Origin of the sequence: Hymenobacter sp. GOD-10R (assembly GCF_035609205.1) — a bacterium.
In the GTDB taxonomy this organism is placed as follows: Bacteria; Bacteroidota; Bacteroidia; order Cytophagales; family Hymenobacteraceae; genus Hymenobacter.
Window position 1 is genome coordinate 3190411 of the sequence record NZ_CP141184.1, and the last position, 11712, is coordinate 3202122.

Annotated in this window: 7 protein-coding genes; 3 read left to right on the forward strand and 4 right to left on the reverse strand. The window is 58.1% G+C overall.

From position 1 onward, the window contains the following. Positions 1–174: 174 nt before the first annotated feature. Both SD425_RS12730 and SD425_RS12735 read right to left on the reverse strand, forming a co-directional pair. Positions 175–453, reverse strand: coding sequence for a DUF1294 domain-containing protein (locus tag SD425_RS12730; RefSeq protein WP_324679131.1), 279 nt, complete (start codon positions 451–453; stop codon positions 175–177). 815 nt (positions 454–1268) lie between these two features. After that, entirely contained in the window at positions 1269–2387 is a 1119-nt protein-coding gene (locus tag SD425_RS12735) for an esterase (RefSeq protein WP_324679133.1), read from the reverse strand. 926 nt (positions 2388–3313) lie between these two features. On the opposite strand from SD425_RS12735, the gene SD425_RS12740 reads away from it, so the two are divergent. Further along, entirely contained in the window at positions 3314–4033 is a 720-nt protein-coding gene (locus SD425_RS12740) for a phage tail protein (protein ID WP_324679135.1), read from the forward strand. Positions 4034–4134: 101 nt separating this feature from the next. Continuing rightward, complete coding sequence (locus SD425_RS12745; protein ID WP_324679137.1) at positions 4135–9276, forward strand: malectin domain-containing carbohydrate-binding protein; 5142 nt, start codon at positions 4135–4137, stop codon at positions 9274–9276. A gap of 303 nt (positions 9277–9579) precedes the next feature. Here the strand turns inward: SD425_RS12745 and SD425_RS12750 are convergent, their stop codons facing one another. After that, entirely contained in the window at positions 9580–10422 is an 843-nt protein-coding gene (locus tag SD425_RS12750; protein ID WP_324679139.1) for a DUF4349 domain-containing protein, read from the reverse strand. Positions 10423–10647: 225 nt separating this feature from the next. On the opposite strand from SD425_RS12750, the gene SD425_RS12755 reads away from it, so the two are divergent. Then, entirely contained in the window at positions 10648–10995 is a 348-nt protein-coding gene (locus SD425_RS12755) for a hypothetical protein (protein ID WP_324679141.1), read from the forward strand. A 14-nt stretch (positions 10996–11009) separates the two neighbouring features. On the opposite strand, the gene SD425_RS12760 is transcribed toward SD425_RS12755, so the two are convergent. Next, entirely contained in the window at positions 11010–11699 is a 690-nt protein-coding gene (locus SD425_RS12760; protein ID WP_324679143.1) for a hypothetical protein, read from the reverse strand. Positions 11700–11712 lie beyond the last annotated feature (13 nt).

Here is an 11712-nt window from a genome sequence, read left to right on the forward strand (position 1 = left end):
ACAGCTCTTTCCCCGACTGCCCCGCACTTTTTGCTGCTCGTGCTAGGCGCAGGGTAAGGCATTCTGTCGGTTTCTTGCACCATATGGCATGATCGCAGATGTGCTTCGGCTCAGCAAATCCCATTGCTTGACTGGTGCATGGTTCAGTTCCCCGCCCGCAGACGCTTGAGACAGTTAAAATGGCGCCTGAAAAGAGGGCCATGTAAAATAGAGAACGGCCCCTTGCAGCAGTGTCAGCAGCAGGGTAACGCTCCAGAAAGTGGCTTTGCGATTTTTATGGTGCAGCAGCCAAATCGCCGCCCATGCGCCAAGCGCCGCGCCCGGCAGCGTAACAAGGTGGAGCGTTTTTTCGGCAATGCGTCGCTGGTTCTGTTGGGCTTTCCGTTTATCCCAGGCGAAGAGCAGGAAACACAGCAGATTGAAGAAGAACAGGCAACTCAAGAGTAATTTCATGGTGCGGGAGGTGGGCCTTTCTGCTTAGGCTATTCGGCGTTTCGGCCTGGGTAGTCGCGGCACTGGTCTGAACCGCTTATGCGGGCTCAAAAAGGGCCGAGGAGGGCGAGATACTAGTGGGTTGGCAGCTGAAGCGTGCACCAGCAGGGCCGCAAGTTATGGAACTGCGTTCAAGAAAAATGCCGGAAAGACCTAGGATTGTTTTACTGAATAAGAAAGCCTAAAAGCTGCTCTTACTTCACGTTGAAACAGATTTTAGACGCCTCTGAAGTGAGGCCGGCTGTTCAGCAAAAGGAGCCATTCGTGAGCGGTTTTCATATCTTAGGGCGTTGGCCGTGCGCCCCCACACTAATTCGTGAGCTGGTGAACAGCGGCTGGCATGCGACCAAGGTAGGGCCCTTTGCCTTCTTCCACCAGCTGGCTCACAGCTCACAGTGTCTTCCACAGGCGTGTCGGGACCGGTCGAGGCGATACAGGTAGTACAAGTCGATCAACCGGTGCCCAAGTTTCGCAAGGAACGCTCCGCCACTTTGCGCACCTACTCGGCTCGGCCGCTGAAGCTTCAAATTATTTCTCCGCTTCATGTACAACTTGGCGCACTTGAAAACAGGCGGCCGCAAGGGGGGTATGTGGCGGAGCTAACAAGCGTAAACGCTAGCGTGAAAATGAAATGAATCGGCGAGTAAGATCCTGACCGAACTAGCCCGTGGGACGGAACCAGGCCCTGAATGGATTAGCTTAGTGCTGACACTTCCGCTGGAGTCCCGCGCCTAGTGGTCCTTAACCTAGGGAATAGCAATAGAAAAGCATCACTGCTATTGGAAAAGCTTCGGTACTAATTCACTCAGGTACAAGCTCCAGTTGGACCAGGTATGCCCCCCTTCCGTTTCTCGGTATTCGTAGTGCAAGCCCACTTCATCATACTTCTTGCGCAGGTTAACCACGGATGAATACAGAAAATCTTCTTTCCCCGTGCCAATCCAGTACAGTTTAGGCTTGGCCTTCACCAGGGCGTTGAGCTGGTGGTCGTATTCCTCCTGGTTAAAGATATGTAACCGGTTGTTATCCTGTAACCCCATGCTCATCACGCCGATATAGGCAAACAAGTTGGGGTTCGCGTTGGTAATATGCTGGGTTTGTAGCCTGCCCATCGAAAAACCGGCAATGGCCCGATTGTTTTTATCAGTATAGACGCGATACCTTTTTTCGATAAACGGCATCACCTCACTCACCAAGCTTTTTTCAAAGCGTCCGTTGCCCATGTTGTTAACCCCAGCTTGGGGATTGGAGTTGACCGGACCCGCATTGGGGGAGGCTATTTGTCCCGGATAGCCATTGGTCACGACCACAATCATTTCTTTGGCTTTGCCGGCGGCGATTAGATTATCCAACACCGCCCCGACGGGCCCCCGCGCGATCCAGGCATATTCGTCCCCGCCCGCGCCGTGCAATAAGTACAAGACGGGATACTTCTTCGTTGTATTTTCCAGATAACTAGGAGGCGTGTAGACCATCATTCTGCGGTTCATGCCCAGCGTCGGCGAGGGATACCACACGGCGGAAATCGTCCCGTGCGGCACCGCTTTGATCGTATATAAACTGCTTGGACCGCCGATAATAAAGATGCTTTCATAGCGTGTGCCGGCCCGTTCAGCATAGGAGTTGGCGGGATCGAGCAGTTCGACACCTTCCAGATAGAAGTTATAGCGATAAAAATCCGGGGCGAGCCTTGACGTGGTGAAGGACCAGATTGAATCGGTTTTCGTCAGGGCAAGAGGGGCTTCATTGTCTTTCATCCAAGAGCCTTTGAGCTTGACCGACGCCGCTGTAGGAGCTTTCAGACGAAAGGTAACCGTGTTATCGGCATTGATCTGCGGCGAAACAATGGTTTGTTTTGTTGGCTGTGCCCGCGCCAGGACCGCCAGGAGCAACATAACCAACGTGAAGCATGCTTGGCGGAAGGAGGCCTTTCTCATCATCGTTTTTCGCAGGGGTTAAATTACAGGGATGGTCTGGGTTCTTGGAGAAGACCAAGACCGGGGCTCTAGGAAGCAGCAGGAAGATAGGAGCAATTCTTACCGGATGTGTGTAGATAGGCTAAATAGAATAAAAGTCAAACGAGCGTCGGCTATTTAGCTACAGTGACCCCTAGAAAATGGGCTTAACGTGGTCCTGCTTTTCCTGTACAAACGGCCTTACTTGAGAGTAGTCAGAACCTATGCTGATCGAAGGCAAAAGCAGTTTCTTGCTAGAGTTATCTACTGGAACTACCCATTTCAAGCGACGGAACGGGGCTTGATTCCAAACAGGGTACATGATTTAAGTCAATGACGCTTTGGCTAAGTCATGTAGACGCACGGTCCTGCTGTCTCCTGAAACCTTGTTGAAAGCAGGCATTATGCCTCTCGGTATGGCCCTTCCACATACCATTATCGGGCGTTCACTAACCAGCCTGCGTCGTTCACTACTATTTGTTGTTAAGTAAGAACGGCTTGGTATTATTGCTATATTATTTTTACTGATTCTAATAGAAAACTAGATATACCATGTGCTCAATCGTGTAAATAGCTCATGTACTCCGCGCCAGTAATCTCTAGGAGCAATCGGCTTGAATTGCTTTGTGCTATTCTTCTACTATTCAATTAATTACTAGCAAACGCAGCACAAATGAGCGGGTTGAAAGCTATCAAACAGTAGCCCCTCTACTTCTCACCAGCTTCTACGTGCTGCCGCAAGAAACTCCATCATCTTATTGGTTCACCTCCGCCAAGAAGTCCTGACGGAGGTAAAGCAACAAGTTGGCATACAACACTTACTGCATTGACTACCTACCGTTTCTTAACTTTTTAACTCATTGCCCATGCGTCTACTAGCTACTTCCTCTGGCTTTGCCAACTTACCCGCGGCTGCCGCTTCCCACCCGACCAACCAAGAACGCCGCAGTTGGCTTAAGCGTCTCGGCGCGGCGATAGGGCTCGGCATGCTCGGCGGCCCGGCCCTTGCTTCCTCCCACAAGGCTGCGTTCGACACGAATGGGGCTGAGCCGTACCTTGGGGAAATCATGCTCTTCGCCGGTAATTTCCAGGTAAGAGGCTACGCCTTCTGCAACGGACAGCTGCTATCCATCGTGCAGAATCAAGCGCTGTTCTCCATTTTGGGCACCACCTACGGCGGCAACGGCACCACCACCTTTGCCCTGCCCGACTTGCGTGGCCGCTTTCCCATGCATTTTGGGCAGGGGCCTGGGCTGCCCAATTACAACCTAGGGGAGGTGGCGGGTACCCCCTCGGTGACCCTAGGCGCGCAGCAAATGCCCGCGCACAATCACACCCTGAATATTTCGTCCGCCGCAGCGACCAGCAACTCACCGGCGGGCAATGTGCTGGCCGTGCCAAACGGTCTGGCCTCCGGCAGCGAGGAAAACGTGGCCGTTAAGGCGTATGCCGCCGCATCCAATGGCACCGCGAATAACAATTCCATCGGGACAGCAGGGAGCAGTCAGCCCGTTGGCGTGATGAATCCTTATCTGACACTGAATTTTCAGATTGCCGTGCAAGGCCTCTACCCATCCCGCGACTAAGGGGCTATTGACCTAGGTCTTACAACGTGCAGTAGCCAGCCGCCATGGGCAAGCCCTGGTTTGGCTTCTCTTTTTATGCTAACTCCTTGTCTTCTTCCCGTATGAGAAACGATTACTTCAGCAGGCCGTGGTCCACGTTGCTTTCTGCCGCAGCCTTGCTCTGGCTGTGGCTGGGCGCAACGATGCTGAGCCAGGCACAGGTGTACTATGCTGTCAGTGACGGCAACTTCGCCACGACTACAGATCAGTTGCGGCGTATTAACCCCGATGGTACAGGTGACGTGCTGCTCAAAAGCAACTTCATCCAAACGCCCGGTCAGGTGGTGCTGGATGCGGCCAACAACCGCCTGCTCATTGCCGACATTCGCGCCAGCCAACCTACGGCTACGACCAACAGCAAAATCGTGGCTGTAAGCCTCGCCAGTGGCAACGCCGCCACGACCTTCGTGACGCCCGCCTTCATTGCCGGCTCTACCACGACCGCCGTCAGCAGCCTAGTGCTGGACCGCGCCAATAACTACCTGTATTACACGGTTAGCGACGGCAACTTTGCGACGACTACGGACCAGTTACGGCGCATCAACCTGGATGGCACGGGCGACGTGCTGCTCAAGAGTAACTTCATTCAGACACCTGGCCCAATGGTGCTGGACGCGGCCAACAACCGCCTGCTCATCGCTGACATTCGTGCCAGCCAACCTACGGCTACGACCAACAGCAAGATTGTGGCCGTGAGTCTCGCTTCCGGCAATGCGGTGAGCACCTTCCTAACACCGGCCTTCATTGCCGGCTCTACCACCACAGCCGTCAGTAGCCTCGCCATAGACCAGGCGAATAGCTCCTTATACTATACCGTCAATGATGGCAGCTTCGCGACGACTACGGACCAATTACGGCGCATCAACTTGAATGGCACGGGTGACGTGTTGCTCAAGAGTAACTTCATTCAGACACCTGGCCCGATGGTGCTGGACGCGGCTAACAACCGCTTGCTCATCGCCGACATTCGTGCCAGCCAACCTACGGCTACGACCAACAGCAAGATTGTGGCCGTGAGTCTCGCTTCCGGCAATGCGGTGAGCACCTTCCTAACACCGGCCTTCATTGCCGGCTCTACCACCACAGCCGTCAGTGGCTTGGCCGTGCCGGAAGCAGCTGCACCCACGGTAGCAACAGCTACGCCTACGCCTTCTACCATCACAAGTACTGGCGCTACCCTAGGCGGCAACGTAACCGCTGACGGGGGCGCAACCGTGACGGAGCGGGGCGTGGTCTACAGTAGCACCAATGCAACCCCGACTATCGGCAGCGGAACCAAAGTGGTGATTGGCGCAAACCTAGGAAGCTTCTCGCAGGCTGTCACGGGCTTGAGCAGCAGCACTCTGTATTACGTGCGGGCCTATGCGACTAACACGGCCGGCACCAGCTACGGTAGCGTAGTTTCCTTCTCGACCCTAGCTCCGGCGACGGTTGCTTCACTGGTACGAGCAGATGCTTCACCTACCAACGCCGTGAGCGTGCGCTACACGCTCACGTTCAGTCAGCCTGTTACGGGTTTGTCGCCGAGTAACTTCGTCGTAGTAGGTGCGGGGGTTAGCGGCGCTAATGTGCGCACGGTCACGGGTGCGGGCACTACCTACACCATCACGGTGAATACGGGTGCCGGCAACGGCACGATAGAGCTACGGTTAGCAAACACTATCGGCCTGAGCCCGGAGGTTTCGAATGTGCCCTTCAGCGGTCAGACTTACACTATCGACCGCACGCCGCCGGTGGTGAGCGGGGTGGTGAACGGCGGCGTGTATAACAGCGCCCGCACCATCACCTTCGATGAAGGCACGGCTACGCTCAATGGCAATCCGTTCACATCGGGCTCTACGGTGAGCACGGAAGGCACCTACACGCTGGTGGTGACGGATGCGGCCACCAACGCCACGACGGTCAGCTTCACCCTCGACCTGGCCGCACCCACGGGTACCCTAGCTATCAACGGTGGCGCGGCCCGCACGAACTCGACCAGCGTGACCTTAAACCTGACCAGCAGCGGCGCCACGCAGATGCGTTTCTCCAATGACGGCACCACCTTCACCGCCTTCGAGCCTATCGCCAGCACCAAAGCCTGGACCTTGCCCACCGGCGACGGCCCCAAGACTGTGTACTTGCAATTGCAAGATGCAGCGGGCAACATCTCGGCTTCTATCACCGACGACATCCTCCTGGATCAGACGGCGCCCACGGTTACTTCCCTCACGCGCTTTTCGCCTACCACCATCGCCACGAACCTGACGTCGGTCACCTTCCGCGTCATTTTTAGCGAGAGCGTGACGGGCGTAGAGGTCAGTGACTTCACGTTGAACACAGGGGGGGCTACCGGCAACGTCACAGCGGTAAGCGGCACCGGTACGAGCTACGATGTCACCGTCAGCGGTATCGCGGGTAACGGCAGCTTGTTCCCCAACTTGCGCGTGGGCAGCGTGACTGACCTCGCGGGTAATCTGAACACAGCGGGCAGTACATCGGGTGAGTTTTACGTTATTGACAACCTAGCTCCGGAAACGGTCTTCACCGCCACGCCGCCGGCGACGAGCAACAGCGCGACGGCCACCTTCACGTTCTCGGGTACCGATACTAACGGCAGCGGCGTAGTCGGCTTCCAGGCGAGCCTTGACGGCGTAGCTTTCACGTCGGCGAGCAGCCCCGTGACACTAACTGGCTTAGCCGACGGGCCGCATAACTTCCAGGTACGCGCTGTGGATGCGGCTGGAAATGTGGATGCCACCCCGGCTTCCTACAACTGGACCATCGATGCCACCATACCCACGGTATCCATCGGCAGCGTGGCGAACAACCCAACCAGCACTTCGCCCATTCCGGTGGTGGTGATGTTCTCGGAAATCGTCACGGACTTTATTCCGGCCGACGTGAGCGTGAACAATGGGACAGTCACCGACTTCAGCAGCGGCGGCAGCGGCCGCACGTATACCTTTAACGTAACGCCCGCAGCGAGTGGTACGGTGACGGTGAACATCGCGGCGAACGTGGCCCAAGATGCGGCCGGCAACGGCAACACCGCCGCCACGCCCTTCAGTATTCAGTACAACGTGCCCAATCAGGGGCCGACGGACCTTCAGCTTAGCCGCACGTCGGTGGCCGAAAACGCCCCGGTGAACACGCTGGTGGGCACCTTCAGCAGCACCGATCCGAACACCGGCGACACGTTCACCTACGCGTTGGTGAGCGGCGCGGGCGCAACCGATAATGCGGCCTTCACCATCCCGGCCGGCACTAACACCCTGCGCACGGCGGCCGTGTTCGACTACGAAACCAAGAATAGCTACAGCATCCGCGTGCGCACCACCGACGCGGGCGGCCTCAGCTACGAGAAGGCGCTTACGATTCAGGTCACGAATGTGAACGAAGCGCCCGTGGTGGCCAATCAGACCTTCACCATCGGGGAAGGAGCACCCGCTGGCACGGTCGTGGGCACGGTGGTGGCCTCTGACCCCGATGCGGGCCAGACACTGACCTATTCCATTACGGCCGGCAACACGGACGGAGCTTTCCGCTTCAGTGGCAACCAGCTGCAAGTAGCCAACATGGCAGCGTTGAACTACGGCACCACGCCCACCTTCACGCTTACCGTGCAGGTAGCCGACAACAGCCTAGCTTCCACGGCCACCATCACAGTGACGCTCACACCGGCTACGCAGGTGCTCTATCGTCTCAACGCCGGTGGCCCTGCCGTGAACACGAGCCTCGGTTCGTTCGCCGCCGACCAGTACTTCTCGCCCAGCCGCACGGGGGCGAACAGCGGGCCGATTGCCGGCACGACGGACGATGCCTTGTACCAGACCGAGCGGTTTGAGGGCGCCTTCGGCTACAGCCTGCGCGTGCCCAACGGTACGTATCAGGTCGTGCTGCACTTTGCTGAGCTCTACTGGACCCAGCCCGGGCAGCGTATCTTCGACGTGCGCGCCGAAAACCAGTTGGTGCTCGACAACTACGACATCCTCAAGAAGGTCGCCCCGTTCACGGCCACGACTGAGACCTTCTCGGTGGTGGTGACCGACGGGGTACTCAACCTGGACTTGTCGGCCCTGCAGAGCGATGGAGGCCGGGATGCGGCCAAGCTCTCGGCCCTGGAAGTGCTTTCCCGCAGCAGCGGCCCCAATCAACCGCCTGTTCTTGCTAACCAAAGCTTCTCAGTGGTCGAGGGCAGCGCCCCCGGTACGCTGGTGGGCACCGTGGTGGCCTCCGACCCGGATGCCGGGCAACGCCTCACCTACAGCCTGACAGCGGGCAACACGGACGGGGCCTTCACCTTCGTGGGCAATCAGCTGCAAGTGGCCAATGCGGCGGCTGTGCGCTCGGCCACCTCGCCCTTCACCCTCTCGGTGCGCGTCACCGATGACGGGCAGCCCGCGCTGAGTGCCACGGCCACGGTCACGGTGAGCGTGACGCCGGGCATGCAGGTGCTCTATCGCCTGCACGCCGGTGGCCCCGCCGTGAACACCAGCCTCGGCCAGTTCGCGGCTGACCAGTACTTCTCGCCCAGCCGTACGGGGGCCAACTCGGGTCCGATTGCCGGTACCACGGACGATGCCTTGTACCAGACCGAGCGGTTTGAGGGCGCGTTTGGCTACAGCCTGCGCGTACCCAACGGCACCTACCAAGTGGTGCTGCACTTTGCCGAGCTCTACTGGACTCAGCCTGGTCAGCGCCTCTTCGACGTGCGCGCCGAAAACCAGTTGGTGCTCGACAACTATGACATCCTGCGCAAGGTCGCCCCGTTCACGGCCACGACTGAGACCTTCTCCGTGGTCGTGACCGATGGGGTGCTCAACCTAGACTTGTCGGCCCTGGAAAGCGACGGGGGCCGGGATGCGGCCAAGCTCTCGGCCCTGGAGGTACTCTCACCGAGCAGCCGTGCTAGCACGAGCCTAGCCAGTAACGCAGTGCTACCCACCGCCGCCTCGGGTCGCCTCGCCGCGCGGCTAGAAGCAGCGCCGAACCCCGCCGCCGACCAGGTCCGCGTCAGCTTCCAGCTTCCACGCGCGGAAGCCTACACGCTGGCGGTGTATGATCTGACGGGGCGCACGCTGAGCCAGCAGGGTGGCCAGCCCGTAGCCGCGGGCGAACGCCAGCAAGTGCGTCTATCGCTGGGAGCCTACCCGGTGGGCGTGTACCTAATACGCCTGACCACGGCCTCCGGCACCCAGCAGGTGCGCGTGGTCAAGAACTGATCTGCGGTACTCACCTGTAATGGGTTCTTTACCCACGGCCCGGTAAGCGACAAGGCGTCGTTTGCCGGGCCGTGGTGCATCAGAACGGTGGATATCGAGCGCGTCTACGTAGCCAGGACAGCACCTACTGTGCCTCCCGGAACGGCTTGCCTGGTTTTCATGAATAACTAGGCTCCGCTAAATCAATTATTGGTATGCGTTTTTATTGAAGAGCAGTGTTTTCTGGCTAGGTTGCTTAGGAAAGCGACCATGTCTTTAAGTACACATTGCCTCGTGATTTGAAGCATATTTTAGGATGAACACTCACGATAAGCGGCGACGTCGCCACGTGCGCCAGAGAACAAGCCCCACGCCGAGCAGTACCCAGATCGGCCATAGGTAGAGGATGCCCACCACCAAGCTAGCCGTCAGCTCCCAGCCGCCGTACACCGCCTCCAGCAGGCGACTGCCAAACGAAATGACGGGGGCATCGGGCGCGGACAACACCAAGGGCTGGTAGAGCTTGAGCGTGATAGTGGAGAAGGCTACTTCGTCGTTGAGTACCTTGAGCCGGCTTTCGACCGCCTCAATCTCCTCGCGCACTGCCCCGACTTTCGCTTCCACTTCTAGCACGTCGCTTACCTTGTGCGCTTGTTGGAGCAGCGCTAGGTAGCGCTGCTCCAACAAGCGCTTATTGCGCAAACGAGCCGTAACGTCGGCGTGCTCGGCGGTGACGTCTTCCGACGTCAAGCTTTTACGCTCAACCGTACCTAGGGTGCTCAAACGAGACAACAGCGCCATAACTTGGGCCGGCCGCACCCGAATGGTTGTTTCCTGCCGCCATTCGTCGTCGGTGCGGGTTTGAGTGGCGGTTTGGGTCCAGCCCCGATTGGCTTGCACGAGGCTATCGACGCGGCTAATGGCGCGGGGAAGGTCTTTTACTTTCAGGTCAAGCTCCGCGTTGTAGACGAGCTGCCGGTTGAGGCCCGCGTCCGGCAAAGCATTAGGAGTGGTTTCCTCCGGTGGCGGTGGTGCTGAGGGAGGGGGCAGCGGCCCTGCCACTTCCACAGGCGGGCCGACTGTGCTTGGCGAAACAGCTTGCTCCGGCTGGCTGCCGCACCCAACCAAAAAAATCAATGCGGGTAATAGCCAAGGTAGTTTAGGCATAACCATGATGCGCAACGGCTGAACGGGTGCAAGACTAGACCAGGGCTCTGACTCTAAGTAGGAACCTAGCTTTTATACAAAAAGCAACCGGCAGGTAACCCGCCTTACACCATCCTGCCAACGCGTGCGGCGCCGTTTGCCAACAGCTACTTAGATTGCGCAGTGCATACCTCGCTTATGCTCATCAGGAGGCTATTACTTTCAGAATTATTATTCATTGCTTCAATGGAAACTGCCGCCCTCCAACATCTTTTTCACCCGGAACCTGGTCAGTGGGGCTTGCGCGGCGACCCGCATCTGTGGCGGGAGCTTCGGCAGGTGTTCGAGGTGCTACAGTTGCCAGACAGCCCGGCTGCGATAGAGGCTTTGCTGCACCACCTTTACCTGAACCTGGTGGGCGAAGTAGCAGTTGCGGGTCGGCAGCCGTTTGTCGCGCGGTATGCGAGTGGGGGCATGAGCAGCGGGCACGTTGCCGCTGCTTTCTGGCTAGAAAAAGGCTTCCCGCTCTTGCAAAGCCGTTTACAAGAGCTGCTACGCGCGCAGTTAGCCGCAGCCGCTAGCCCCGAAACCTAGCACCAGGATTCTGCCTACCTAGCCTTTCCAACGGACAGCGGGAAAAGCTGAAGCGTAGCGGTCGGCACTTGGTCTAGAAAGAGTTGCTGGGCCTGACGATAAGCCCGTGGGGCCCGTTTCCGGCAAATCAGCCCAAACAACGTATCGGCTCGAAGTGCCACTGCTGAAGCAGTAGGCGCCGGAGCAGGTAGGTGGTAGAGGTGGCGCAGGGCATTCAGGGCATGGTAGCGAATCAGATAATCGGGGTGGGTGAACAAGCGCAGCACAGCCCTGGCAACGGAGGCGCCCACTTGCGGCAGCGTGAAAGACTCGTGCAGTCCTACCAGCACGTTTATCAGCTGCGTGGTATTGGTTGCGGTAGTCAGTACTTCGGCTAGGAGCGTGCAGTTGAGGCCAGCCGGGTTGATTTGGGCAATGGCGGTGAGGGCGTAGTGGGCTTCAAACCCTTGGCGCATAAGGTAGTGCAACAGGGGCAAGGCCTCTTCGCTTCGCAGGTGGCCTAGGCCCAGTAACGCACGTGCGTCGGCGTTGCGGTTGCGCAGGGCAGTTAGCAGCTCCGTTTCGGCTTGGGTGCGCTCGGCGGGCGAGAGAACATCCAGACAGGCCGTATTAGCCTCGTAGCCATCGTGCCAAGCTAGGTAGTGGTCAATGGGTCCAAAATAGGCTCGGCGAAACACCGCCAGCGGTGCGTCTGGGTTCGGCATGGGGCTAGGTGAC

Bases quoted from the DNA above. Each gene is read 5' to 3' on its own strand.
- SD425_RS12730 (WP_324679131.1), bottom strand. From the start codon at position 453: ATGAAATTACTCTTGAGTTGCCTGTTCTTCTTCAATCTGCTGTGTTTC.
- SD425_RS12735 (WP_324679133.1), bottom strand. From the start codon at position 2,387: ATGTTGCTCCTGGCGGTCCTGGCGCGGGCACAGCCAACAAAACAAACC.
- SD425_RS12755 (WP_324679141.1), top strand. From the start codon at position 10,648: ATGGAAACTGCCGCCCTCCAACATCTTTTTCACCCGGAACCTGGTCAG.
- SD425_RS12760 (WP_324679143.1), bottom strand. From the start codon at position 11,699: ATGCCGAACCCAGACGCACCGCTGGCGGTGTTTCGCCGAGCCTATTTT.
- SD425_RS12750 (WP_324679139.1), bottom strand. From the start codon at position 10,422: ATGCCTAAACTACCTTGGCTATTACCCGCATTGATTTTTTTGGTTGGG.
- SD425_RS12740 (WP_324679135.1), top strand. From the start codon at position 3,314: ATGCGTCTACTAGCTACTTCCTCTGGCTTTGCCAACTTACCCGCGGCT.
- SD425_RS12745 (WP_324679137.1), top strand. From the start codon at position 4,135: ATGAGAAACGATTACTTCAGCAGGCCGTGGTCCACGTTGCTTTCTGCC.